The organism is Gandjariella thermophila (genome assembly GCF_005405885.1).
Classification (GTDB): Bacteria; Actinomycetota; Actinomycetes; order Mycobacteriales; family Pseudonocardiaceae; genus Gandjariella; species Gandjariella thermophila.
On the sequence record NZ_BJFL01000022.1, the window covers coordinates 1 to 24,016 of the forward strand.

21 protein-coding genes and 1 riboswitch are annotated in these 24,016 nt (G+C 71.6%); of the genes, 6 read left to right on the forward strand and 15 right to left on the reverse strand.

What is annotated here, in order from left to right:
* Positions 1-85: 85 nt before the first annotated feature.
* The 4 genes from FFT21_RS18895 to FFT21_RS18910 form a co-directional block, all read right to left on the reverse strand.
* Positions 86-616: a DUF3558 domain-containing protein gene (locus FFT21_RS18895; RefSeq protein ID WP_137815238.1), complete on the reverse strand. Its 531-nt coding sequence runs from the start codon at positions 614-616 to the stop codon at positions 86-88.
* The gene (locus FFT21_RS18900) at positions 613-1,011 is read right to left on the reverse strand and encodes a hypothetical protein (protein WP_137815239.1); all 399 of its coding nucleotides are present in this window, start codon (positions 1,009-1,011) and stop codon (positions 613-615) included. Before FFT21_RS18900 ends, FFT21_RS18895 begins: the two co-directional genes overlap by 4 nt.
* Before the next feature lie 103 nt (positions 1,012-1,114).
* Complete coding sequence (locus FFT21_RS18905) at positions 1,115-1,303, reverse strand: DUF397 domain-containing protein (RefSeq protein WP_137815240.1); 189 nt, start codon at positions 1,301-1,303, stop codon at positions 1,115-1,117.
* A gap of 9 nt (positions 1,304-1,312) precedes the next feature.
* Positions 1,313-2,161 carry a helix-turn-helix domain-containing protein gene (locus tag FFT21_RS18910; RefSeq protein WP_137815241.1) on the reverse strand — a complete coding sequence of 283 codons (849 nt, stop codon included), beginning with the start codon at positions 2,159-2,161 and terminating at the stop codon, positions 1,313-1,315.
* 165 nt (positions 2,162-2,326) lie between these two features.
* Here FFT21_RS18910 and FFT21_RS18915 point away from each other — a divergent pair, with 165 nt between their 5' ends.
* Positions 2,327-2,695 carry a hypothetical protein gene (locus FFT21_RS18915; protein WP_137815242.1) on the forward strand — a complete coding sequence of 123 codons (369 nt, stop codon included), beginning with the start codon at positions 2,327-2,329 and terminating at the stop codon, positions 2,693-2,695.
* Here FFT21_RS18915 and FFT21_RS29240 read toward each other — a convergent pair.
* The 8 genes from FFT21_RS29240 to ald form a co-directional block, all read right to left on the reverse strand.
* Positions 2,665-2,838 carry a DUF6104 family protein gene (locus tag FFT21_RS29240; RefSeq protein WP_192909632.1) on the reverse strand — a complete coding sequence of 58 codons (174 nt, stop codon included), beginning with the start codon at positions 2,836-2,838 and terminating at the stop codon, positions 2,665-2,667. The two genes, FFT21_RS18915 and FFT21_RS29240, sit on opposite strands and share 31 nt — an antisense overlap.
* Positions 2,839-2,923: 85 nt before the next feature.
* Positions 2,924-6,733, reverse strand: a complete 3,810-nt coding sequence (locus FFT21_RS18920) for a multifunctional oxoglutarate decarboxylase/oxoglutarate dehydrogenase thiamine pyrophosphate-binding subunit/dihydrolipoyllysine-residue succinyltransferase subunit (protein WP_137815243.1) — start codon at positions 6,731-6,733, stop codon at positions 2,924-2,926.
* Positions 6,734-6,969: 236 nt separating this feature from the next.
* Positions 6,970-10,785 (reverse strand): ABC transporter ATP-binding protein, encoded by a 3,816-nt coding sequence (locus FFT21_RS18925; RefSeq protein WP_137815244.1) that lies wholly within the window; start codon positions 10,783-10,785, stop codon positions 6,970-6,972.
* A gap of 70 nt (positions 10,786-10,855) precedes the next feature.
* Complete coding sequence (locus FFT21_RS18930; protein WP_137815245.1) at positions 10,856-11,713, reverse strand: ABC transporter permease; 858 nt, start codon at positions 11,711-11,713, stop codon at positions 10,856-10,858.
* Positions 11,695-12,768, reverse strand: coding sequence for an ABC transporter ATP-binding protein (locus FFT21_RS18935; protein WP_137815246.1), 1,074 nt, complete (start codon positions 12,766-12,768; stop codon positions 11,695-11,697). The genes FFT21_RS18930 and FFT21_RS18935 overlap by 19 nt, the downstream gene beginning before the upstream one ends.
* Positions 12,769-13,081: 313 nt before the next feature.
* Positions 13,082-13,534, reverse strand: coding sequence for a hypothetical protein (locus FFT21_RS18940; protein WP_225978552.1), 453 nt, complete (start codon positions 13,532-13,534; stop codon positions 13,082-13,084).
* A gap of 55 nt (positions 13,535-13,589) precedes the next feature.
* Positions 13,590-13,805: a hypothetical protein gene (locus FFT21_RS18945; RefSeq protein ID WP_137815247.1), complete on the reverse strand. Its 216-nt coding sequence runs from the start codon at positions 13,803-13,805 to the stop codon at positions 13,590-13,592.
* A 347-nt stretch (positions 13,806-14,152) separates the two neighbouring features.
* Positions 14,153-15,277 (reverse strand): alanine dehydrogenase, encoded by a 1,125-nt coding sequence (gene ald / locus FFT21_RS18950; protein ID WP_137815248.1) that lies wholly within the window; start codon positions 15,275-15,277, stop codon positions 14,153-14,155.
* Between the two features lie 323 nt (positions 15,278-15,600).
* A riboswitch (glycine riboswitch) is annotated at positions 15,601-15,694 on the forward strand.
* A 142-nt stretch (positions 15,695-15,836) separates the two neighbouring features.
* Between ald and FFT21_RS18955 the strand changes: the two genes are divergently transcribed.
* The 3 genes from FFT21_RS18955 to FFT21_RS28875 all read left to right on the forward strand — a co-directional run bounded on the left by FFT21_RS18955 (position 15,837) and on the right by FFT21_RS28875 (position 18,722).
* Positions 15,837-17,210 (forward strand): L-serine ammonia-lyase, encoded by a 1,374-nt coding sequence (locus FFT21_RS18955; RefSeq protein ID WP_137815249.1) that lies wholly within the window; start codon positions 15,837-15,839, stop codon positions 17,208-17,210.
* Positions 17,211-17,662: 452 nt separating this feature from the next.
* On the forward strand, positions 17,663-17,983 hold the full coding sequence (locus FFT21_RS18960; protein ID WP_137815250.1) for a GYD domain-containing protein: 321 nt from the start codon (positions 17,663-17,665) through the stop codon (positions 17,981-17,983).
* A 565-nt stretch (positions 17,984-18,548) separates the two neighbouring features.
* The gene (locus tag FFT21_RS28875; RefSeq protein ID WP_153816561.1) at positions 18,549-18,722 is read left to right on the forward strand and encodes a hypothetical protein; all 174 of its coding nucleotides are present in this window, start codon (positions 18,549-18,551) and stop codon (positions 18,720-18,722) included.
* Between the two features lie 6 nt (positions 18,723-18,728).
* Here FFT21_RS28875 and FFT21_RS18965 read toward each other — a convergent pair whose 3' ends face one another.
* Complete coding sequence (locus tag FFT21_RS18965; protein ID WP_137815251.1) at positions 18,729-19,145, reverse strand: SSI family serine proteinase inhibitor; 417 nt, start codon at positions 19,143-19,145, stop codon at positions 18,729-18,731.
* A 201-nt stretch (positions 19,146-19,346) separates the two neighbouring features.
* On the opposite strand from FFT21_RS18965, the gene FFT21_RS18970 reads away from it, so the two are divergent.
* Complete coding sequence (locus FFT21_RS18970) at positions 19,347-19,862, forward strand: hypothetical protein (protein ID WP_137815252.1); 516 nt, start codon at positions 19,347-19,349, stop codon at positions 19,860-19,862.
* A 77-nt stretch (positions 19,863-19,939) separates the two neighbouring features.
* On the opposite strand, the gene FFT21_RS18975 is transcribed toward FFT21_RS18970, so the two are convergent.
* Positions 19,940-20,860, reverse strand: a complete 921-nt coding sequence (locus FFT21_RS18975) for an SGNH/GDSL hydrolase family protein (protein WP_137815253.1) — start codon at positions 20,858-20,860, stop codon at positions 19,940-19,942.
* A gap of 208 nt (positions 20,861-21,068) precedes the next feature.
* On the opposite strand from FFT21_RS18975, the gene FFT21_RS18980 reads away from it, so the two are divergent.
* A complete protein-coding gene (locus tag FFT21_RS18980; RefSeq protein WP_137815254.1) occupies positions 21,069-22,373 on the forward strand; it encodes an MFS transporter in 1,305 nt (434 codons plus the stop codon).
* Here FFT21_RS18980 and rdmE read toward each other — a convergent pair whose 3' ends face one another.
* The gene (gene rdmE, locus FFT21_RS18985; protein ID WP_137815255.1) at positions 22,374-23,987 is read right to left on the reverse strand and encodes an aklavinone 12-hydroxylase RdmE; all 1,614 of its coding nucleotides are present in this window, start codon (positions 23,985-23,987) and stop codon (positions 22,374-22,376) included.
* Positions 23,988-24,016 lie beyond the last annotated feature (29 nt).

The window sequence follows — 24,016 nt, forward strand, 5'->3', positions numbered from 1 at the left end:
GCTTCTTCATCCCCAACAGCGACGCGGCCCCGTCCTCCGCGTCGTGCCACCGGTCCTCCCACCACCCCATTCGAAACGCCCCCCTTTACCTCGGCAACCTCGGCTCAACCATCTGCGCGATCTGCAAAGCCTGCGCGCACGGATCGCCCTGCTTATCGAAGTAGCCTACGGCTATCGCAACGTACCCGGTACCAACAGCCATCGCCTGCGTGCATTCAGTGTTCGACCGCGAGATCTGGAAATGGACGCCCGGTCGATCGTTTACGGTGTTCTTCGCTAGGTTGACGTACTGTTCAGGATGTTTCGTGAAGTAGTCCAGGCCGTCCTTGGCTTTAGTTGAACTCACGAACAATTTCTTGCTGGTCCACGCACACCCGGTCTCTCCGGAAGCGTTGGCGGGCTCGCTCTGAGTAGGAACCTCAAGCTGCTGCAGTTCTTGCGGCTTGAGCAAGCCGCATGGGTCGACCGTGTCGATCATGCGGAGGGATGCCGAATTGGCCGAAGAGGCACCGGTCGGACTCGGCTGCCCGCTCACAGAACTTCCGCACGCGGCCACGCACAGCACCACTGTTCCGCCCAGCAACAACCGACATGCTGCAAGACCCTGCACGCTCACGCCTTTCCGCTGAACGACTGGGAGTTGGTCTCCTCGGCCTGCTGGTACGCCCGGCCGGCGTCCTCGTAGGTGCTGGCCAGATTCTCAACGATTTGAGCAGCCTTGTTGAGCACGTCCCAGGCCGAGTTCGGTCCGCCCTGCGCCTTGTTGGCGAACTTCGCTGACAGTGCGTTGCCCTCAGCGCAGTCACCGAAGTTCTGCCGACGGGCCAACTGCTGCGCTCGCCGGGCGAACCTACGTAGCTGGTTGGCGTAGTCGTGGCAGGCCTGGGCGGCCTTCTGGGCGCTGTCGGGGTTGATGAAGAGTTGGCCGCCGTCGACGGCGGCGCGGAGGTTGACGGACTGCTGCTGGAGGTTCGCTAACCCAGCGGCGGACTGCATGAACCCATCGGCCATGGTCAACGTCCTCCCTCGGTGATCTGGCCGCCCCGTAGCGTAGCTGAGACGCAACGCGCCGGGTGGCCGGTTCCGAGAAACCAGCCACCCGGCGAGCGGGGGCTCAGCGGTCGACCGTACGGAGGAAGGCTCGCCATTCGGCGGGGGCGAAGGCCAGCAGTGGGCCCGTTGGGTTCTTGGAGTCGCGCACAGCCACCAGCGAAGTGGTGAAGGCCACTTCCACGCAGTTGGTGTCAGAGGCGCTGTAGCTGCTCTTGTGCCAGGTCAGCGCGGATGTCTCGGGTGCCGCCATGACATGCTCCTAACGATCGCCCAGCTCACGTGCCACGCCGGCGATCAGCTCGACTGACTCGCGCTGGTCCAGGGCCAGATCTATGAGGCTCATGACCAGCTTCCGGTAGGTTTTCACGTACCCCGGGTCCTCCAGGAAGAGGCTGGACGTGCGATTCTCAAGATGCACGATCGGCGCGTTGTCGAAATCCAAGATCACGAAGGGGCCGTCTGAGCCCGCATGCGCACCTGCGGACAGCGGTACGACATGTACTCGGATGCGCGGTCGGGTTGCCATCGTCACCAGATGCCCCAACTGCTGCAGCATGATGTCCGTGTTGCCGACGGGCCGGCGGAGTGCGGGCTCATCGATGATGGCGACGAGCTGCGGCGGGAACTCGCGGCTGAGGACGGACTTCCGGGCCAACCGGGCGGCCACGCGGCCTTCGATACGTTCTTCCGGGACATCGAGGCCGCGCATGACGGCGCGGGTGTACTCGGCCGTCTGTAAGAGCCCTGGGATGAGCATGGACTCGAAGTTGGTGATGAGTTTGGCGTCGGCTTCGAAGCCGACGTACGTGCGGAAGCGGGCCGACAGGGTGTCGCCGTAGGCGCGTTGCCACCAGCCGCGGTCGTTCGCCTCCCGGGCAAGGTCGAGTAACTCCTCGCGGCGGCGGCCGTGGACGCGGTAGAGGGCGAGCAGCGCGGCGACGTCCTCGACCCGGGCGCCGCGCCGGCCGTTCTCGATGCGGCTGATCTTGCTTGCCGACATGCCGACCTGGCGGCCGGCCTCCTGGCAGGTCAACCGTCTGCCTTCGCGGAGCGTGCGAAGTTCGGTGCCGAGTTGACGGCCCTTCACGGTCGGGTTGGGTTCGGGCATGGTGGTTTCCCCCTGGGTGATGCGCGAGGTGGCGCAACATTAGGAGCCCGGCGCGGCGGAATGTGAGTGGTGTCACCCGGGAGTGTTATTGCGTGCCAGGCTGGCATGGCGGGCGACTCATTCTCGGTGGGGCATGGGTTCCCGCCGAGAAGGAGATGTTTCGTGATGGAAGCCCTCTCGCCGGCGCTGGTCGGCGTATTTTCCCGGCTGCGCAATGATTTGTACCGGTACCTGGACGGTGTCGAGGAACTTGCCCGGGACGGGGAGGACGACGAATTCCTGAACGCGCGGGCGGACGTGGAGACGCTGGTCGGTTGTGTGCGGACGCTGCTGGCCGAGCATCGTCCGGACGCGGACGGTTGCTGTGCCGTCTGCCCGCCCGGCGGGATCGGCTGGCGGTACGGCAGGTCGCCGTGGCCCTGCCCGGTGGTCAACACCGTCTACCGGTTCCTCGAAGCGCCGCACCGGGCGCTGATCGAGAAGGAGTTCGCCGACGAGTGGGGTCACTCGTCGGCGTCGTCGCGGGCGAGGTAGGTGGCCAGCCGTTCGACGGCGTTCTCGAACTCGGGGTGGTCGTCGACGAAGTCGCGCATCTTGTCCGCCAGCCAGGCCAGCGACACCTGCTCGTCGCCGCGCCGGTCCGCCAGTTCTTCGATGCCCCGGTCTGTGAAGTACACCGAGCCTCCCTAGCCTCATGACCGCGCCGCCGGACCCGGGCGGGTCCGGCGGCGCGTACAGGGTATATCGGCGCTGGTCAGCGGCTCACTCGAAGGCCTTGGTGATGATCTCCCGCTGCTCCACCTCGTGCACCTTCCCGGACCCGGCCGACGGCGCGGCCATCGGCCGCCGGGACACCCGGCGCAGCCGGGAGAGCTGGTCGGGCAGCATCTCCGGCAGGATCAGACCGAAGAACGGCCACGGACCCTGGTTCGCCGGCTCCTCCTGCACCCAGCGGATGTCGGTGGCATTCGGGTACCGCTGCAGCGCCTTGCTCAGCTTGGCGTCGGGCACCGGGTAGAGCTGCTCGACGCGGATGATCGCGGTGTCGGTGATGCCGCGGGTCTCCCGCTCGGCGTTCAGCTCGTAGGCGACCTTCCCGCTGCACAGCAGAATGCGGCGGATCGCGCTCGGGTCGGATACCTTCGGGTCGTCCAGCACCGAGCGGAACTTGCCCTCGGTGAACTCCCGCAGGCCGCTGACCGCGGCCTTCAGCCGCAGCATCGACTTCGGCGTGAACACCACCATCGGCCGCTGCACGCCGTCCAGCGCGTGCCGGCGCAGCAGGTGGAAATAGTTCGCCGGGGTGGACGGCAGCGCCACGGTCATCGAACCCTCGGCGCACAGCTGCAGCCACCGCTCGATCCGGCCGGAGGTGTGGTCCGGCCCCTGACCCTCGTGCCCGTGCGGCAACAGCACGACCACGTTGGACCGCTGGCCCCACTTGGCCTCACCGGAGGAGATGAACTCGTCGATGATCGACTGGGCGCCGTTGACGAAGTCACCGAACTGTGCCTCCCACAGCACCAGTGCCTCCGAGTTGGCCACCGAGTAGCCGTACTCGAAGCCCAGCGCGGCGAACTCGGACAGCGCCGAGTCATAGGCGAGGAACTTGCCCTGCTCGGCGGCGAGGTTCTGCAGCGGGGTGTACTCCTCGCTGGTCTTCCGGTCGATCAGCACCGAGTGCCGCTGGCCGAACGTGCCGCGCCGGGAGTCCTGGCCGGCGAGTCGCACGGTGCGGCCCTCCAGCACCAGCGAGCCGAACGCGAGCAGCTCGGCGAACGCCCAGTCGATGCCGCCCTCGCGGGCCATCTTGGCCCGGCGTTCCAGCACCGGCTTGACCCTTGGGTGCGGCACGAACCCGTCGGGCAGCTTGACGTGCGCGTCGGCGATCCGCTCGATGGTCTCCAGCGGCACCGCGGTGTTCACCTTGGCCGGCACCTGCTGCTCGGACTCCACCGAGGGGCTGGGCGCCGGTGGGTGCTTCTCCAGCTCGCGGACCTCGTTGAACACGTGTTCCAGCTGGCTGGCGTAGTCGCGCAGGGCGCGTTCCGCCTCGTCCACGGTGATGTCGCCGCGGCCGATCAGCGCCTCGGTGTAGGTCTTCCGGACGCTGCGCTTGGTGTCGATGATGTCGTACATCGCCGGCTGCGTCATCGACGGGTCGTCACCCTCGTTGTGGCCGCGCCGCCGGTAGCAGATCATGTCGATGACGACGTCCTTGTTGAACCGCTGCCGGTACTCCACGGCCAGCTTGGCCACCCAGTAGCAGGCCTCCGGGTCGTCACCGTTCACGTGGAACACCGGGGCCTGGATCATCTTGGCCACGTCCGTGCAGTACTTGCTGGACCGGGCGTGCTCCGGGTTGGTGGTGAAGCCGACCTGGTTGTTGATGACCACGTGCACGGTGCCGCCAGTGCGGTAGCCGCGCAGCAGCGCCAGGTTCAGCGTCTCCGCGACCACGCCCTGGCCGGCGAAGGCGGCGTCGCCGTGCAGCGCGACCGGCAGCACGGTGAAGCCCTCCTTGCCCTTGTCCAGCAGGTCCTGCTTGGCCCGGACGATGCCCTCCAGCACCGGGTCCACGGCCTCCAGGTGGGACGGGTTACTGGCCAGGGACACCTTGACCTCGCCGTCACCGAACATCCGGAAGTACTTGCCCTCGGCGCCGAGGTGGTACTTCACGTCGCCGGAGCCGTGCGCCTGGCCAGGGTCGAGGTTGCCCTCGAACTCGCGGAAGATCTGCGAGATCGGCTTGCCGACGATGTTGGCCAGCACATTCAGCCGGCCGCGGTGCGGCATGCCGACGACGACCTCGTCCAGTTCGTGCTCGGCGGCCTTGTCCAGCACCGCGTCCAGCAGCGGGATCACCGTCTCGCTGCCCTCCAGCGAGAACCGCTTCTGGCCGACGTACTTGGTCTGCAGGAAGGTCTCGAACGCCTCGGCCGCGTTGAGCTTGGACAGGATGTACTTCTGCACCGCCGTTGGCGGCTTCTCGTGCGGCACCTCGACGCGTTCCTGGATCCACCGGCGCTCGCCCGGGTCCAGGATGTGCATGTACTCCACGCCGACCGTGCGGCAGTAGGAGTTGCGCAGCACGCCAAGGATGTCGCGCAGCTTCATCCGCTCCTGGCCGGCGAACCCGCCGACCGGGAACTCCCGGTCCAGGTCCCACAGGGTCAGCCCGTGGGAGAGCACGTCCAGGTCCTCGTGCCGCCGCTGCCGGTAGTTCAGCGGGTCGATGTCGGCCATCAGGTGGCCGAGGGTGCGGTAGGCGTCGATCAGTTCGAGCACCCGCGCGGTCTTGTCGACCGCGCCCTCGGGGATGTCCTGCACCCAGCGGACCGGCTCGTAGGGCAGCCGCAGCGAGGTGAAGACGTCGTCGTAGAACCGGTCCTCGCCGAGCAGGAGCTGGTGCACCCGCTTGAGGAACTCGCCGGATTCCGCGCCCTGGATGATCCGGTGGTCGTACGTCGAGGTCAGCGTGATGATCTTGCTGACGCCCATGTCGACCAGGGCCTGCTCGCTGGCGCCCTGGAACTCCGCCGGGTACTCCATCGCGCCGACGCCGATGATGGCGCCCTGCCCGGCGGTCAGCCTCGGCACCGAGTGGTTCGTGCCGATCGTGCCCGGGTTGGTCAGCGAGATCGTGGTGCCGGCGAAGTCGTCGCTGGTCAGGCTGCCGGCGCGGGCCTTGCGGATGATCTCCTCGTAGGCCTGCCAGAACTGCGAGAAGGTCATGTTCTCGCAGCCCTTGATGGACGCGACGACCAGTGACCGCTGCCCGTCCTTGCCCGGCAGGTCGATGGCCAGCCCGAGGTTGACGTGCTCCGGCGCCACCACCATCGGCTTGCCGTCCACCTCGGCGAAGTGCCGGTTCATGTTCGGGAAGTCGGCCAGCGCCCGGACCACCGCGTAGCCGATCAGGTGGGTGAAGGACACCTTCCCGCCGCGGGTCCGCTTGAGGTGGTTGTTGATGACGATGCGGTTGTCCGCGAGCAGCTTCGCCGGCACCGCGCGCACGCTGGTCGCGGTCGGCACGGTCAGCGACTGCTGCATGTTCTTGGCGATCGCCGCGGCGGCGCCGCGCAGCGGCTTGCGCTCCTCACCGGGCGTGGGTCGCACCGGGGCGCTCGCGGCCGCCGCCGAGGGCGACGGCTTGCCGGTGCTGGGCAGCGTCGGCGTGCCGGCCGGCTTGGCGGGTGCCGCGGTGCCGGCGGTGTCGCTCGGGGCGCGCCCGTTGGCGCCCCGGTCGGTGCCCGGCGCCGGCTGGCTCGGCTTGCTCGGCGCCGGTGTGCTGGGCGCCGGGGCACTCGCGGACGGGCGACTCGACGTGGACGTGCCGCCCGCCGGGGTCTCGGTGGTGGTCCGCGTGGTGCTGGTCGTGGTGCTCGTTCCGCCGGCCTGGCTGGCGGCCGCACCGCCGTTCCCGCTGGATCGCTGCGTCGGCTTGTAGTCGGCGAAGAAGTCGTGCCACGCCTCGTCTACGGACGACGGGTCGGCGAGGAACTGCTCGTACATCTCCTCGACAAGCCACTCATTGGGGCCGAACTGCGACGCAGGACTGCTTGTGGACACGGCTGGCGCTCGCCTCTATCCATCTCGCTCTTGGTATTGACACACTCTGCTGTCAGATTAGTCCTCCGAGGTGGCCTCTTCACATGGCGGCAACGCCGCGCAACGAGGGGTGGGTCACACGGTTGACCCTGGCAGACGGGCCGTGCCCGGGGCTGACACGCTCCGTTATCCAGATGTTGTTCAGTTCACCGATCGGTCGGAGTGGCGGTTTTCACTCTCCCGGGGTATGTGCGCGATCATGCCGCCGCGGTGTCGTCCGGTGAGCCATCGGAGGACTCGATCTGCCCGCCGTAGCGCCACAGCCTTGCGTAGTGCCCACCCGCGGCGATCAAGTCGGCGTGGCTGCCGTCCTCGACGATCCGGCCCGCGTCCAGGACCACGATCCGATCCGCCCTGGCGGCGGTGGCCAGCCGGTGCGCGACCACGAAGGTGGTGCGCCGCCTGGCCAGCCGGTCGCTGGCGGCGAGCACCGCGGCCTCGGTGGCCGGGTCCAGCGCCGCGGTGGCCTCGTCCAGCAGCAGCACGTCCGGTTCCACCAGTTCCGCCCTGGCCAGCGCGACAAGCTGGCGCTGCCCGGCGGACAACCCCTGACCGCGCTCGCCGACCGGCTGCCGGAACGCCAGCGGCAGCGAGGCCACCACGTCCAGCGCGCCCACCGCGCGGGTGGCCCGCTCCACCGCCGCGGGCGGCGCGTCCGGCCGGCCGTAGCCGATGTTGCCGGCCACGTCGCCGGTGAACAGGTGCGCCTCCTGCGGCACGATGCCGAGCCGCTGCCGGTAGCCGGCGAGGTCGTACTCCCGCACGTCCACCCCGTCGACGAGCACCCGGCCGCCGGTCGCGTCGTAGAACCGGGCCAGCAGCTTGACCAGGGTGGACTTCCCGGCGCCGGTGGCGCCGACTAGGGCCACCGTCTCGCCCGGCGCCACCCGCAGCGAAACGCGGTCCAGCGCCGGCGTGTCCACCCCGGGGTAGTGGAAGGACACGTCGCGTAGTTCGATCTCGCCGCGCAGCCGCGGCGGCACCGGCACCGGGCGCTCCGCGGCCCGCACGCTGGTCGGGGTGCGCAGCAGTTCGGCGATCCGGCGCAGGCCCACCTTGGCCTGCTGGTAGCCGTCGAACACGCCGGAGAGCTGCTGCACCGGGCTGAAGAACAGCTCCAGGTAGAGCATGAACGCGAGCAGCACGCCCGGGGTGAGCGTGGCCGCGGCGACCCGCCGCGCACCGACCGCCAGCACCGCGGCCTGCACCAGCCCGGAGAGCAGGGTGACGAACGGGAAGTAGGTGGCGATGTAGCGCTGGGCGCGCAGCCGGGACCGGCGGTAGGCGTCGCTGCGCTCGGCGAACGCCCTGGCCGAGTGCGCCTCCCGGGTGTAGGCCTGGGCCACCCGCAGCCCGGAGACGTTCTCCTGCATGTCCGCGTTCACCGCGCTGACCCGCTCCCTGGCCTCGGCGTAGGCCACCGAGGACAGCCGGCGGAACGCCACCGTGGCGGCCACCAGCACGGGCAGCGCGGCCAGCGCGACCAGGGCCAGCGACAGATCGGTGAGCACCAGCGCGACCGTGATGCCCAGCACCGTGAGGATGCTGACCACCGCGGTGATCAACCCGGTCTGCAGGAACGTGGACAGCGCGTCCACGTCGGTGGTCATCCTGGTCATGATCCGGCCGGCCATCTCCCGCTCGTAGTAGTCGAGGCCGAGCCGCTGGAGGTGCGCGTAGCTGCGCAGGCGCAGCAGGTACAGCAGCCGCTCGCCGACCCGGGCGGTGAGCACGGTGTTCGTGGCCAGCTCGCCCCAGCCCACCGCGACCAGCAGCGCGCCCAGCCCGGCGGCCGTCCACAGCGCGGACGTGGCGTGCCCGACCACGCCGCCGTCGATGCCGTGCCGCACCAGGGACGGCACCGCCATCGAGGTGACCGTGTCGACCACCACCAGCAGGCCGACCACCAGCAGCGCCCATCGCGCCGGGTACAGCAGCCGGGCCAGCCCGAAGCGCGGGTCCGGGGCGGTCGGGTTGACGCCGGACAGCCGGGGCTGCGCGGTGGCCGGCGGCAGCGCGTTCACCCTGGCCAGCAGCTCCGGGGTGGCCGGCTGGCCACCGAGCGCGGCGGAGCCGGAACTCAGCGCGCCGCGGATGGCCGGCGCCCTGCCGCTCGAAGCGGCGCGGGTCGCTGCCGGGGCCGACTCCGGCTCCGCCGGCCGCGGCTCGGCCGGCTCCGCCCACAGCGTGGGGGTGGTGCCGTCCGGGCCCGGTTCCAGCGCCGCGCCGGCCCGCAGGTTCGGCGCCTCGATCGCCTCGCCCGGGCCGGCCAGCAGCTCCCGGAACAGCTCGCAGCGCTGCTCCAGCTCCTCCCGGGTGCCCACGTCGACCAGGCGGCCGGCGTCCAGCACGGCGATCCGGTCGGCCAGGGCGAGGGTGGACCGGCGGTGCGCGATCAGCAGCGTGGTGCGCTGCGCGGTCACCGAGCGCAGCGTGGCGTGGATGGCCGACTCGGTCGCCGTGTCCACCGCCGAGGTGGCGTCGTCCAGCACCAGCACCCTCGGGTTGGACAGCAGCGCCCTGGCCAGCGCGATCCGCTGCCGTTGCCCGCCGGAGAGGGTCAGCCCGCGCTCGCCGACCACGGTGTCGTAGCCCTGCGGCAGCGCCTCGATGAAACCGTGCGCCTCGGCCGCCCTCGCGGCGGCGACGATCTCCTCCTCCGTGGCGTCCGGCCGGCCGTAGGCGATGTTCGCCCGGACCGTGTCGGAGAACAGGAACGCCTCCTCGAACACCACGCCCACGGCCTGCCGCAGCGAGCGCAGCCGCAGCTCGCGGATGTCGACCGGGGCGCCGGGCGGGCCGACCCGGATCACGCCGGACTGGACGTCGTAGAAGCGGGGCAGCAGCAGCGAGACCGTGGACTTGCCGGACCCGGGCGTGCCGACCAGGGCGAGGGTTTCGCCGGGCCGCACCCGCAGCGACACCCCGTCCAGCACCGGTTCGCTGCGGGTGTAGCCGAACCGCACGGCGTCCAACTCGACCTCCAGCGGGCCGCCGGGCACGGCCACCGCGCCCGGCCGGTCGACCACCTCGGGCTGCGAGTCGATCAGCTCGTAGACCCGCTCCACGCCGGCCCTGGCGAGCTGGGCGGTGACCATCAGGCTGCCCAGCATCCGGGCCGGGCCGACCAGCCCGGCGACGTAGCTGGCGAAGGCCAGGAAGGTGCCCAGGCTGACCTGACCGTGCAGCGCCATCCAGCCGCCCAGCGCGAGCACCCCGACCTGCCCGGCCGCGGGCAGCGCGCTCAGCGTGGCCTGCGGCTTCGCCGTCAGCCGCGCGGCGCGCAACCGCTCCGCGTACAGCCGCCGGGCCCGGCTCTCCAGCCGGGCCACCTCCCGCGCCTCCTGGCCGAAGCCCTTGACCACCCGGACCCCGGTGACCGTCTCCTCGACGTGCTGCGCCAGGTCGGCGGCGCGCTGCTGGGCCGACCAGGTGGCCGGGAACAGCCGCCGCCGGCTGTGCACCGCGATCACCGCCACGGTGGGCGAGACGACCAGCGCGATCAGCGTCAGCGTCGGGGACAGCCACAGCATCGCGCCGAGCGAGGCCACCGCGAACACCGCGGTGCCCACCGACAGCGGGATCATCGACAGCAGCCCCTGCAGCAGTTGCAGGTCGCTGATCGACCGGGACACCACCTGGCCGGTGCGCAGCGCGTCCTGCTTGCCGCCGTCCAGCCGCTGCACCGCACGGAACACCGCCTGCCGCAGGTCGTGCTGGACGTCCAGGGACAGCCGGCCACCGAGGTAGCGGCGGACGAACGCGGTGCCGAAGGTGAGCAGGTGCATGCCGACCAGGCCGGCGATCAGCCAGGACAGGCCCGTGGTGCGCCCGCCGACCGCGTCGTCCACCACGACGCGGACCAGCAGGGGGCCGGCCGCCTGCAGGCCGACACCGACCATCGACGCGGCCAGCGACAGCACCACCAGGCCGCGGTGCCGCCAGCACGCCGCCCACAGCCGGCGGATCCAGCCGTGCCGCCGCGGCGCGGGGCTGCTCTCGGTTCCCGACACAAGGTCAGGCTAAGGAACCGCACCGACAGTCTGCCGGCGTGCTGGCGGCCGCCCGGTCGCCGGACCGGGTTCAGGTGATGTCCCGCTCCCTGGCGACCACCCAGCCGGCGAGGCCGAGGACCAGCGCGTATGCGGCGAACACCAGCGCGCTGCCCCACCACGGCGGCGTGTCCGCCAGCGTCAGCAGGTCCTTGAGCTGCTGGAAGTTGGCGTGGCTGCGCACCGCGCCCGGCATCTCGTCGAAGAACAGCCGCAACGACAGTTCGGTGGTCGCGTTGCTGCCGGCCGCGTTCGGCAGGTAGGGCGGCACCTTGTCCAGATGCTGGTGGCCGAGCACGGTGGCGAGGACCCGCTCCACCAGCAGCGTGTAGAGCAGCAGCGTGAGAACGGCGCCGATCTGGCTGCCGACCAGCGCGCCCAGGCCCACGCCGAGCAGCGTCCACAGCACCATGACCAGCACGCCCACCCCGCACATGGCCAGCCACGAGCCGAGCCCGGGAAAGTCCGTGCCGTGCGCGCCGGCGGCCGCGCCGATCGTGCCGAACACCGCGCAGGCCAGCCCGTACGCCACGCCGACGACCGCGTAGGCGACCACCTTCGCGACCAGCACCGCGCCCCGGGACGAGCCGGTGAGGTACGTCGTGGTGATCGTGCGGTGCCGGATCTCCCCGGTCAGCGCGGTGGCGCCGTAGACGGCGGGGAAGATGCTGGCGAAGTTCAGGCCGAACGCGAACGTGGGCAGCACCGTCGGCAGCGAGGCCCCCAGCTCCGACTTGAGCGCGTCCAGCGTGCCGAACGCCGCGCCCAGCCAGGTGAAGCCCAGCGCGATCAGTGCGGCCGGGATCATCAGCCCCCACCACATCTTGGTGGAGAGGATCTTCCGGAGCTCGGCCTTGATCAGCGCGCCCATCACGCGTTGCCTCCCCATCCGGTGCCCTGCTGCGGGTGCTGCGGGTTCTGCTGCGGGTAGCCGGGTTGCTGGTACGTCGGTGCCTGGTAGGCCTGCTGCGGTGCGCCACCCGCCGGCGGCCCCCAGCCACCGCCCGGCGGCTGCCCGTACGGGTTGTGCTGGGCCGCGGTGAACTGGCCGCTGGTCAGCCGGAAGAACAGCTGCTCGAGGTCGAGTTGCTCCTCCTGCATGCCGTAGACGGCCACACCCGCGGCGAGCGCGATGTCCGCGATCCGCATGCTGTCCGCGCCGCTCACCGCGAGTTGACCGTCCGGAGTGGACTCCACCTCGGTGATGCCGTCCTCCTGCAGTGCCTTCACCAGGGCGTGCGGATCGGCCGGGCGGACCAGCACCCGGGTCTGCTGCTGCCTGCGCAGGTCGTCCAACTGCCCGTAGTACATGGTCTGGCCGCGGCTGATGATGACGACCTGGTCGACCGTCTGCTCGATCTCCGCGAGCAGGTGGCTGGACACCAGCACGGTCCGGCCGCTGCGGGCGAAGGACTGCAGGAAGCTCCGCAGCCAGGCGATGCCCTCCGGGTCCAGGCCGTTGGCGGGTTCGTCCAGGACCAGCACCTGCGGGTCGCCGAGCAGCGCGGTGGCCAGCGCCAGCCGCTGCTTCATGCCCATGGAGAAGCCGCCCGCCTTGCGGTCGGCCGCCGCGTCAAGCCCGACGAGCTGCAGCACCTGCTCGGCGCGCTCGTCCGGCACCCCCATCGCCGCCGCGTACACCCGCAGGTGGTTGCGCGCGCTGCGGTTCGGGTGGAAGCCCTGCGCCTCCAGCACCGCGCCGACCACCCTGGCCGGGTTGCCGAGTCGGTGGAACGGCTGGCCGTTGATCGTGGCCGTGCCCGAGGTGGGCTTCACCAGGCCCAGCAGCATGCGCAGCGTCGTGGTCTTTCCGGCGCCGTTGGGACCGAGGAAACCGGTCACCGAGCCGGGCTCCACGGTGAAGCTGAGATTCTGTACCGCGGTGACCTGGCCGAACTGCTTGGTCAGCCCCTGCACCACGATGCGGCCGCTGCCGTCGTGCACGGTTTCTCCCCTTTCGGGTGCGCCTGAGAGCGGCGTCCACGCGTCCTGACGGACGCCGACAGGCCATGCTTCGGTCGCTCGTGTGGTGGCGCCCATCCTGCACCATCCACCCGGACCGGGGCGTACCCGCCAGGGGTCGAGGGTGTCAGTCCTTGTTCCGGAACGCGCGCCGCGATCGCGTCGCCGGGGCGCGACGGGGACATGGCACTCCGGTTGTTCCTGATGGGGCGCCCCGCCCCCGCGATCGCGGGGTTTCGCGCTGGCGCGTTCCCATACTCGTCATCGCAGCTCAGTCCCGTTCCGGAACAGGCTGTCAGGCGCGCTCGTCGGGCAGCGCGTGGCGGGCGCCGCTCTCCGGCAGGGCGTGCCGGGGCGCGCGGGCCGGCGCGGGCAGGGCGGGCGGCGCGGCCCGGCGAAACTCGGCCGGGCGCCGGGCGGCCGATCCCGCGGCTCGCCAGCGGCCGAGCGGGTTGCGCAGCGGGAGCCGGCGTTCCCGGTGCGGCAGGCCCTCACCGATCAGGTGGCGGTGCGCCATCACCCACACCCGGCAGGGCCAGCGGCGGTGGCGCAGCCAACCCTGGCAGGCGCCGCACCGGCCGCGCTCGTCCGGCTGGTGCACGGACAGCAGCAGCCGCCAGCCGTCGGTGAGCCGGTGGATCTCGGTGCGGGCCAGCGGCAGCAGGTCGCCCGCGTCGCCCTGCTCCGCGGCCTCGTCGAGCAGGGCCAGCCGGTGCAGCACGGCCTCGCGCAGCCCGTCGTCGATCACGCGGCCTTCCTTTCCGCGAGTTCGCGCGCGACCGCGATCACGTCGCCAGGGCGCATCACGGCGTCCCCTCCGGGTCGCGGGTGTCCAGCGCCGGACTGTGCGCCACCTCATCGAGCAGGGTGCGCAGCCGCCGGGTCTGCTGCGCGGAAAGAACCGCGGACGCGCCGGGCGGGGAGACCAGCAGCACCCGATCGTCCTCGACGAACACGGTCATCGACCGGTCGCGTCCGAACGGGTCGTGGCAGTGCACCCACCCTTGGGGCTCGGCCATCCCACCTCCCGAATCGCCGGTCGCCGCGGCCGTCGCGGGCCGTCAGCGCCTTCCGTAGGGACTCATCGGTCGGTGCCCCCCATTCGTGCACCACGCGGGGTCCAATTCACTCTTTTGCGAGGCCGCTCACCCTCTGGAGTGGTCCGATCGGCGGGTATTGGTCAAGTATGGGCGGGTCGGATGGGCGTGTCGCGGTGTTATTGCCTAAGCTTGCACCGGCGGCTCGCTCCCGGTGACCCCCAGGCCGGTTGAGCGGGCCGCCCCCTTTTGTGCGCACCGAGGTGAAACGGCGGCCCGGCCCCGGCGACATCGCGCCGGGGCCGGGCCGACCGGGTGGGTGGCGACGCTCAGCGGGCGGTGCCGACGACGTCGGCGAGCGGGGTGTGCGCCAGGTCGTGCGCCTGCGCGACCGGGAGGCTGGTCAGCGCGCCCGCGTGCGTGGTAAGGCCCCTGGCCAGCGCACCGTCCGCGCGCAGCGCGTCCTGCCAGCCGCGGTCGGCGAGCGCGACCGCGTGCGGCAGAGTGACGTTGGTCAGCGCGTAGGTCGACGTGCTGGGCACCGCGCCGGGCATGTTGGCCACGCAGTAGAACAACGACTCGTGCACCCGGTAGGTCGGGTCGTCGTGCGTGGTCGGCCGGGAGTCGGCGAAGCAGCCGCCCTGGTCGATGGAGATGTCCACGAGCACCGAGCCCGGCTTCATCCTGGCCACCACCTCGTTGGAGACCAGTTTCGGCGCGCGGGCGCCGGGCACCAGCACCGCGCCGATCACCATGTCGGCGTCCAGCACGGCGCGCTCCAGCATGTAGGCGTTGGAGGTGATCGTGCGGATCTGGCCCCGGTAGGTACGGTCCACCTGGCGCAGCCGGTCGACGTTGGTGTCCAGCACCTGCACGTCGGCGCCCATGCCCAGGGCGATGGTGGCCGCGTTCAGCCCGGCCACCCCGGCGCCGATCACCACGACCCGGGCCGGCGCCACCCCGGGCACGCCGCCCGGCAGTACGCCGCGCCCGCCCGATGGCCGCATCAGCGCGTACGCGCCGACCTGCGGCGCGAGCCGGCCGGCGACCTCCGACATCGGGGCGAGCAGCGGCAGCGTGCCGTCCGGCAGTTGCACCGTCTCGTACGCGATCGACGTCGTCCCGGCGTCGAGCAACGCCCTGGTCAGCGCGGCGTCGGCGGCGAGGTGCAGGTAGGTGAACAGCACCTGGTCGCGGCGCAGCCGGGGATACTCCTCGGCGATCGGCTCCTTGACCTTGAGCACCAGGTCGCCCTCGGCCCAGACGTCGTCGGCGTGCGGCAGCACCTTCGCGCCCGCGCCGAGGTACTCCTCGTCCGGGATGGCGGAGCCGGCGCCGGCGTCGGCCTCCACGAACACCTGGTGCCCGCGACTGGTCAACTCGTGCACCCCGGCCGGGGTCAGCGCGACGCGGTACTCGTGGTTCTTGATCTCCCGCGGGACGGCGATCCGCATGGCGGCCTCCCTCTCCTCATCTCCGTGGGCGCGCCGCGCCGCGCACCGATCGTTTGCCTCTGGCTGCCGCCAACGGTCGAGGACATTGTGGCCGGTGTCATCGTGTGTATCGCACCATCACGACCCCCCGCCATTGTTCGGGCCGAACAGGGCGCCCGTCCCCGCGCGCGCTCCTCGCCAGCGCGGGTTCCGCCCCGCTGACGGCGCGTTGACAGCCGGGAAGCGGCGGGCCTACCGTCCTTGCCGCTCGACACCCGTGCCGCCGCACGGCGTGTCGCACAACCGAAAACCGGCCGCGGCGCCGTGCCTACCGCGCACGGCCCACAACCCAGGCGGGAGAGACCCCGGCGCCAGCCGGGGCGCCGAAGGAGCAAGCTGCCCCACACACTCTCAGGCCCGAAAGACCGTCCGGGTGAGGCAACTCTGGAAAGCGTGCGCCGTGCGGCGCGCGCACCCACGGTGCAAGCCGCAGCAGCGGTGAAGCTCTCAGGTTCGGCAACAGAGGGGGCGGGGGCCGGGCCGCCGGGCCCGGCTCAGTCACAACACCGTGGAGTGCGCCATGGCGATCAGCGTCTTCGACCTGTTCTCGGTGGGTATCGGACCGTCCAGCTCGCACACCGTGGGCCCGATGCGGGCGGCCGGCATGTTCGTCGCCCGGCTGCGGTCCGCCGGTGCGCTGCCCAGGGTGACGCGGGTGCGGGTCGAGTTGTTCGGCTCGCTCGGCGCCACCGGGCACGGGCACGGCAGCCCGAAGGCGGTGATCCTCGGGCTTTCCGGTGAGCGCCCGGAGGCGGTGGACCCGGACAAGGCCGAGGCCAGGGTGGACGACGTGCGCCGAAGCGGGCAGCTGCTGCTGGCCGGCGACCACGAGATCGCCTTCTCCCAGGACGACGACGTGGTGATGCACCGCAGGAAGCGGCTCCCGGTGCACCCCAACGGGATACGCTTCGCCGCGTTCGACGCTGAAGGGTCCGAAGTGGACGCCGCGACGTACTACTCGGTCGGCGGCGGGTTCGTGGTGGACGGCGACGCCAGCGGTACCGACCGGATCAAGCAGGATCGCACCCCGCTGCGGTACCCGTTCCGCACCGCGGCGGAACTGCTCGCGCACACCAGGAAGGCCCGCCAACCGATCAGCCGGATCATGCTTGCCAACGAGCTGTCCTGGCGCCGGGAGCCCGACGTCCGGCACGGCCTGCTGCACATCTGGACGGTGATGCAGGAGTGCGTGGAACGCGGCTGCGCCCGGGAAGGGGTGCTGCCCGGCGGGCTGCGGGTCCGCCGCCGCGCTCCCGACCTGCACCGCCGGCTGGTCGGCGACTACTTCGCCACCGACCCGCTGCGGGTCATGGACTGGGTGACGCTGTTCGCCCTGGCGGTCAACGAGGAGAACGCCTCGGGCGGCCGGGTGGTCACCGCGCCGACCAACGGCGCGGCCGGCATCGTGCCGGCGGTGCTGCACTACTACACCCGGTTCGTGCCCGGGGCCAGCGACGACGGCGTGGTGCGGTTCCTGCTCACCGCGGGCGCGATCGGTGTGCTGTTCAAGGAGAACGCGTCCATCTCCGGTGCCGAGGTCGGCTGCCAGGGCGAGGTGGGCTCGGCGTGCTCGATGGCCGCCGCCGGGCTGGCCGAGGTGCTGGGCGGCAGCCCCGAGCAGGTGGAGAACGCCGCCGAGATCGCCATGGAGCACAACCTCGGGCTCACCTGCGACCCGGTCGGCGGGCTGGTTCAGGTGCCCTGCATCGAGCGCAACGCCCTGGCCGCGATCAAGGCGATCAGCGCCGCCCGGATGGCACTCCGCGGTGACGGCGCGCACTTCGTCTCGCTGGACAAGGTGATCAAGACGATGCGCGACACCGGCCGGGACATGAAGGACAAGTACAAGGAAACCGCCCGCGGCGGCCTCGCCGTCAACGTCATCGAGTGCTGAAAATCGCCACCGGCTCGCTGCGACGCCTCGCGCTAGTGCTCGCGGGTTTTCGGCACTGCGCAACGTCTGACGGTCTGGAGACGGCCTGATCTTGGTCCGCCCGCTCCTCGGTCATCGCCCCCGGCACGGAGCCGATCACATGGTTGGTGGTGCCGTGTCAGGTTTGCGGCTTGAGGTGTTTCCGTACCGGTCACGGGCGGTGTGGACGACGTGCATGACCGGGGCTCCGGTCGAGAGTTGCGGGCAGTCCTCACGAAGAGGTGAGGACAGGCGGGAGGGCAGTCTCGTGCCACGGAGTGGCGAAAGGCCCGCGCCCACCCGACGGTCCGTGACTGGCCGCATGGCACCGTATCCAGGCCGTGACATCGGTGCGGCTTTCGGATGGTGGCGGGTGTGCCGGCGCGGGCGGATACTCGGACGCGAGGGTCCGGACAATCGGGGGAGTTGTCATCATGGCCAAGTTCCTGCTGCAGGCCAGCTACCTGGGAGAAGGGGCCAAGGGACTGCTCAGGGAGGGCGGCAGCGGCCGCCGCGCCGCCATCGAGGAGGCGGTGGCCAGCGTGGGCGGCCGGGTGGAGTCGATGTACTTCACGTTCGGGGACCACGACGTCTGCCTGGTCGTCGACTTCCCGGACAACGTGTCGTCCAGCGCGTTCAGCCTGACCGCGCGGGCGAGCGGCCTGGTGAGCACCAGCACCACTCCGCTGCTCACCGTGGAGGAGATCGACGAGGCGGCACGGAAGTCCGTCAGGTACCGCGCTCCGGGAACGTGAGCGTGCGGAGCGACCCGACTCCGTGCACCTAGCCGGAGACCACTGCGAGACGCCCGCCGCGAGCGACACGACCGTCCCGGTACCGGCCGAACCGGTTCCGCCCGGGCGCCTGTCGGCGGACGGTTCGCCGTTCCGCCTGCCCGCGCCACCGCGACGGTGGCGACCGCGGGGTCCGGTCGCGGTGGACGCCGCGGTCGCGCTGTGCTGCGAATGGGTCGACACCGGCGTGCGCAACGGGGTCGAGCTGTACGGCCCGTTGCCGCCCGCTGGCGCCGCCGCCACCCGACCGCGGTCGCGGCGTGCTCGGTCGCGCTGGTTCCGTTCGTGCTCCCGCTGTTCTCCACGCTGCCCGTCTGCCTGAACTCCTGGCCAGGTGCGGGCGTTCCCGGCCGACCCCGCTCGTCACGTCCACCGCGGCGGTGCCGATGGTCACCGCGGCGGTGCCGTGGCTGCAGCGGGGCGAGGCGCAGGGCCAGGTGGCCAACGCCGCGTTCGTCGCCGGGTTCACCGTGGTGGTGCCGGGGATGCCCGGGCGCAGCACGCACGGCGCGCCGGCCTCCTGGTGGTGCGGGACGCGGCCGGCCGCACCCGGGACCATCGCGACCTCGGCGGCGGCACCATCCAGGTCGACCTGCGCCGCGGCGAGGAGACCGTGGTGTACCGGGCCGGCGACCGGCCGCACCTCGAGGTCGGCCCGGTGCCGTGCGCCCCGGCCGACCCGTGGGGCCTGCCGAGCTGAACCCCGCTAGAACCGGAACACCGGACCGGTCCGCTGGGTGAGCACGCAGCCGTTCGGGTAGGTGGCGGTGTAGGTCACCGGCCGGCCGCGCCAGGTGCCATGCGCGCTGGCGGTGACCGGCCGGTACATCATCGGGCAGTACGGGTGTGCGGTGTCACCCGGCAGCCTGTCGAAGTTGCCCTGCGCGCGGCTGAGGTCGGCGCAGGCCGCGACGGCCGAGGGATGCGTGCCACCGGGCGGGTCACAGTTCAGCTCCGACGTTCGGTTCGCCCCGCCCTGTTCGGCGACGCTGAGCAGCAACATGGCCCTCGGCTCGGCGGGGCGGGTCGCCGCGGTGCCCGGCGCCGCCGTCAGCAGGGTGGTCGCGGTCAGCAGAGCGGTGCCGGCGAGCAGGGTGCCGGCAGTCGATCTGTGCGGTCTCATGCGTCCACAGTGGACCGCCTTGGCGGGATCCGGGTACGCCGACCATGCCAACGGGTGTCACCCGGCAAGGGTCACGAATGCGTCGCGACGCCGGGAACCCCACCAAGGTTCGTTAACAATTAACGAACTATTCCTTGTCTGCGGTTTATTAGCAACGGTACCTGATACCGGGACGGAGAACCGTCGACAAGGAGGATCACCATGCACCGGCTTCCCGCGCTCACCCTGTCCGCAGTCCTTGCCGTGGCCGGCATCGCCGCCACCGGCCTGAGCGAGGCTGCTCCCTCGGCCGCCGCGGCCCAGCAGTGCACGATCGTGAACGGCCGGGCCGACGCCTCGTGCACCCCCGGGTCGTTCAACCCGGACGTCACCCAGGACACCATCAACCACACCATCTGCGTGTCGGGTTGGACATCCACCGTTCGGCCGCCCGCGTCGTACACAACGTCGTTGAAGGAGCAGCAGAAGCCGCTCTACGGCGAGGCTGGCGTGCCCAACTCGGAACTGGAGGAGGACCACCTCGTCCCGCTGGAACTCGGTGGCGCGCCGCGCGACCCGCGCAACCTCTGGCCGGAGCCGCGGGCGGAGGTCGCCACCTCCGGGCAGGCCGCGGAGGACAAGGACAAGGAGGAGAACGCCCTGAAGAAGGCGGTGTGCGCCGGTTCCATGACGCTGGCCGCCGCCCGGCAGAAGATTCTCGCCGACTGGACCCACTGACCGGCTGACCGTTCGGCGGGCTGAATGCGCCCCCGGCGAACACCGGAACGCGCATCCAGCCCGCCGAATGCGGTGGATCAGGCGCTCGGCAGCGGCGCGCTCGCGGCGCCGAGCGCGCCGAGCACGGCGCCGGCCACCGCCGCCATGCCCGCCGCGTTGGGATGCACCGGGAACGCCGGCGAGGTCGGGATCAGACCCTCCACCCATCGGGCGGCCGGTGCCTCACACACGTCGTGGCCGGAGGAGGCCGGGTACGGGTCGACGAACCCGGCGTGGTGCGCCACGGCCTGGGCGCCCAGCATGGCGTTCAGTTGCCGTTCCACGCCGTCCAGGTACGGCACGTCGCCGCGGGCGAACGGCGCCAGCGGCCAGCATCCCCGGCCCTCCGGCAGGATCCGCAGGTAGCCGACCAGCAGCACGCGCGCCCTCGGCGAGCGCCGGTGGATGCCGTCCAGCACGCGGGCGATCTTCGGCGCGGTGGCGGCGATCCGCGCCGCCAACTCGTCCGTGCCGTCCTTCTCGGTGTACTGCTCCCGGCACGGTGCGCCGAGTGGGTTGACCAGGCTGGCCGCGGCGCAGCGCAGCACGATGTCGCTGAACCCGATGTCGTTCCCGCCGATGGTCACGGTGACCAGCCGGGTGTCCGGCCGCAGCGCGTCGAACTGCGGCGGGTTGCTGCCGAACAGGATGGACTGCGACTCGGTCATGTCGGCGGTGGTGGCGCCGCCGCAACTCGCGTCCGAGAACGCGGTGACGTGCAGCGCCTTCGCCACCAGCGAGGGGTAGTTGCGGTCGGAACGGAAGCAGCCCACCGGATCGGTGCGCTGGTAGGGGATGAACGGTCCGGAGGCGTACGAGTCGCCCAGGGCGACATAGCCGGAGTACGGGTTGCTCGCCGCCGCCACGCCGGGCGTGCCGAGCAGGAGTCCGAAGAGGACGGTGAGGGCGCCGAGCACGGTCAGTGATCGGCGTCTGGCCACGGTGACAGGGCCGCTCATGGCAACCTCGCTACGCACGAGTAGTGGCAGGCCGACTGATCGTTACCGTTACCCGACGTATCGTCAACACTCCGTAGGGTGATTACCGGTGAGGAGATACGGCCGTCGGGCCGGACGGCCCAGCCGGCAGCGCCGGTTCGGCGCAGTGACACCGTCCGCCGAAGGCGGCCACCCTGGAACGCGGCGGCAGACCGGAAACGAGGGACACATGGCGAACGAGGTGCGCCGGGCGGCGCTGGCCAGTTCGGTGGGCAACGCGATCGAGTTCTACGACTTCCTCATCTACGGCACGGCCTCCGCGGTGGCGTTCAACCGGCTGTTCTTCCCCGGCAGCGACCCGCGGGTGGGCACGCTGCTGGCGTTCGCCACGTTCGGCGCCGGTTTCCTCGCCCGGCCGCTGGGCGGCGCGGTGATCGGCCACTTCGGGGACCTGCTGGGCCGCAAGGCGATGCTGGTGCTCACCCTGACCGCGACCGGCACCTGCACCACGCTGATCGGCCTGCTGCCGGGCTACGCCTCGATCGGCGTGTGGGCGCCGCTGCTGCTCGTGGTGCTGCGCGTGGTGCAGGGCTTCTTCCTCGGCGGGGAGCAGGGCGGCGCGGCCCTGATGGCGGTGGAGCACGCGCCCACCGGCCGCGCCGGCTGGTACGGCAGCTGGACGTTCCTCGGTTCGCCGCTCGGCCTGGTGCTGGCCACCGGGGCGTTCGCCGCGGCCACCGCCGTCTCCGGGTCGGAGTTCCTGCGCTGGGGCTGGCGGCTGCCGTTCCTGGCCAGCGTGCTGCTCGTCGCGGTGGGCCTGTACGTGCGGCTCGGACTGGCGGAAAGCCCGGTGTTCCAGCGGGTCCCGCGGCAGGGCCGCAGCCGGATGCCGGTGGTGGAGGTGCTGCGCGGGTCGTGGCACCGGGTGCTGCTCGGCGCCGGGGTGAACATCGGGTTCAACGCGTTCATCTTCGTGCTGGCCACGTTCGCGCTGTCGTACGGCACCACCAGCCTCGGGCTGCCCCGTTCGACGCTGCTCGACGCGAGCCTGGCCGGCGGGATCGCGCAGGCGGTCGCCGTGCTCGCGTTCGCCCGGCTGTCGGACCGGCTGGGCCGGCTGCCGGTGATGCTCGGCGGCGCGGTGTTCCTGGCCGCGTTCGCCTTTCCGCTGTTCTCGCTGCTGGACACCCGGCAGCCGGCCCTGGTGGCGGTGGCCCTGGTGGTCGGGTATGCCGGCTCGGCGGCGATCTTCGCGCCGATGCCCGCGTACTACGCGGAACTGTTCGACAGCCGGGTCCGCTACAGCGGGATCTCGGTGAGCTACCAGGTCGGCTCGGTGCTCGGCGGCGGGCTGTCCCCGTTCGTGGCGGCCGCGTTGCTCGGCGCGGCCGGCGGGCGGGCCTGGCCGGTGGCGCTGTACCTGGTCGGGCTGGCCGGGGTGAGCGCGGCCTGCCTGCTCGGGCTCGGCGAACCGGCCGCCGGCCGGCCGGGCGCGAGCGTCGGCGCGCCCGCGGCCCGGCCGGCCACCCCCTGATCAGGCCGCCCTGGCCACGTTCCCCCGGTCGAGCAGCCGGGACAGCACGCCGTGCAGCGTGGTGAACGGGTCGCGGACCTCGTGCGCCGACCGCCAGGCGACGATCCCGTCCGGCCGAACGAGGCTGGCTCCGCCGCTGCCGATGCCGTACCGGCGGCCGAGCGCGTCGTCCGGGTCGAGCAGCCGCGGCTCCAGCCCGTGCGCCCGCAGCGGGACACCGAGCCGCGCCGCGGCGTGCTGCGCCGCCTGGTGCCACACCCCACCCTCGGCGCCGGTCAGCAGCACCCACTCCGGCCCGAACAGGTCCACTGTGGACACCTCGGTGCCGTCTCGCAGCAGCCGGACGTGCGGCGCGCGGAACCCGGGCCGGCCGCTCGGCCGGAACGGGTCCTCCACCATCGCCGGGTCGTCGTCCTCGGCCAGCACGGCGTTCGACCGGTAGCGGAAGCCGAGCACCAGCTTCAGGTAGCCGACCGGCTCGGCGACGCCGTCCAGGGACAGTCCCGGCGCCATCCGCTCCGCGTAGTTGTGCAGCGACTCGGCCACCACCAGCTCCGCGACGGGCGCGCGCTCCGCCTGGTAGGAGTCCAGCAGGCCACCTCCGGCCTCGCCGCGCAGCACCGCGGCCAGCTTCCAGGCCAGGTCGTAGCCGTCCTGCACGGCGGTGTTGCCGCCCAGGCCGCCCGTCGGCGGGGTGACCTTGGCGGCGTCCCCGGCCAGGAACACCCGGCCGGACCGGAACGAGTCCGCGATCCGCGCCGCCATCTCCCAGGACTGCACGCTGAGCAGCTCCGGCCGTAACCCGGGCTCACCGGTCGCGGTGCGGATCAGCTCGACGCACCGCTCGGCGGTGAACTCGTCCCGCGACTCGCCCCGCCCCGGGTGGTACTCGACGGACAGCAGGTACCGGCCGGCCACCCCGGTGCTGCTGAACGCCCCGGTGAAGGTCGGGTTTCTCAGGTAGTACAGGCACGTACCGGGCTCTTCCGGCAGTTCGGGCAGGTCCGCCTCGAAGATCATCCCGATGTGGTGGGCCAGCGAACCGTGCCCGTGCCGGCCGATGCCCAGCCACTCCCGGATGCGGCTGCGGTTACCGTCCGCGGCGACCAGGTAGTCGGCCCGGACCGTGTCGACCCGCTCGCTGGGCAGGTGCAGCAGCCGGGCCGTGACGCTGTCCGGGTCCTGCGCGAGGGACACCAACTCGGTGTCGAACCGGATTTCGGCACCCAGTTCCCGCGCGCGGGCCAGCAGGATCGGCTCCACCCGGTCCTGCGTGGCCATGCCCCACGGGGCCGGCGAGATCGACGCGGTGTCCGCGTCGGCGAGGCTCTGCACGAGCGTTCGGAACACCGGGCCGCGCCGGCTCTCCGCGATCCGGATGGTCAACTCGCTCCGCGCGGTGCCGCTCGCGGCGAGCACCGCGCCGGCGACGCCGCCGATCCGCAGCAGTTCCATCGTGCGCGGGTTCTGCCCGGCCGCCCGCGGATGTACCGAGGTGCCCGCATGCCGCTCCACGACCAGCACCTCGACGCCGCGCTGCGCCAGGAACATCGCCGTGGACAGCCCGGCGAGCCCCGCCCCCACCACGAGCACCTGCACCCGATGTTCGCCCATGATTCCTCCCACCCTCGAACCCAAAGTAT

Coding starts and splice junctions, on each gene's coding strand:
- FFT21_RS18970 (WP_137815252.1), top strand. CDS start 19,347: ATGCACCGGCTTCCCGCGCTCACCCTGTCCGCAGTCCTTGCCGTGGCC.
- ald (WP_137815248.1), bottom strand. CDS start 15,277: ATGCGGATCGCCGTCCCGCGGGAGATCAAGAACCACGAGTACCGCGTC.
- FFT21_RS18900 (WP_137815239.1), bottom strand. CDS start 1,011: ATGGCCGATGGGTTCATGCAGTCCGCCGCTGGGTTAGCGAACCTCCAG.
- FFT21_RS18945 (WP_137815247.1), bottom strand. CDS start 13,805: ATGGCCGAGCCCCAAGGGTGGGTGCACTGCCACGACCCGTTCGGACGC.
- FFT21_RS18910 (WP_137815241.1), bottom strand. CDS start 2,161: ATGCCCGAACCCAACCCGACCGTGAAGGGCCGTCAACTCGGCACCGAA.
- rdmE (WP_137815255.1), bottom strand. CDS start 23,987: ATGGGCGAACATCGGGTGCAGGTGCTCGTGGTGGGGGCGGGGCTCGCC.
- FFT21_RS18905 (WP_137815240.1), bottom strand. CDS start 1,303: ATGGCGGCACCCGAGACATCCGCGCTGACCTGGCACAAGAGCAGCTAC.
- FFT21_RS18955 (WP_137815249.1), top strand. CDS start 15,837: ATGGCGATCAGCGTCTTCGACCTGTTCTCGGTGGGTATCGGACCGTCC.
- FFT21_RS18980 (WP_137815254.1), top strand. CDS start 21,069: ATGGCGAACGAGGTGCGCCGGGCGGCGCTGGCCAGTTCGGTGGGCAAC.
- FFT21_RS18915 (WP_137815242.1), top strand. CDS start 2,327: ATGGAAGCCCTCTCGCCGGCGCTGGTCGGCGTATTTTCCCGGCTGCGC.
- FFT21_RS18965 (WP_137815251.1), bottom strand. CDS start 19,145: ATGAGACCGCACAGATCGACTGCCGGCACCCTGCTCGCCGGCACCGCT.
- FFT21_RS18960 (WP_137815250.1), top strand. CDS start 17,663: ATGGCCAAGTTCCTGCTGCAGGCCAGCTACCTGGGAGAAGGGGCCAAG.
- FFT21_RS18975 (WP_137815253.1), bottom strand. CDS start 20,860: ATGAGCGGCCCTGTCACCGTGGCCAGACGCCGATCACTGACCGTGCTC.
- FFT21_RS18930 (WP_137815245.1), bottom strand. CDS start 11,713: ATGGGGAGGCAACGCGTGATGGGCGCGCTGATCAAGGCCGAGCTCCGG.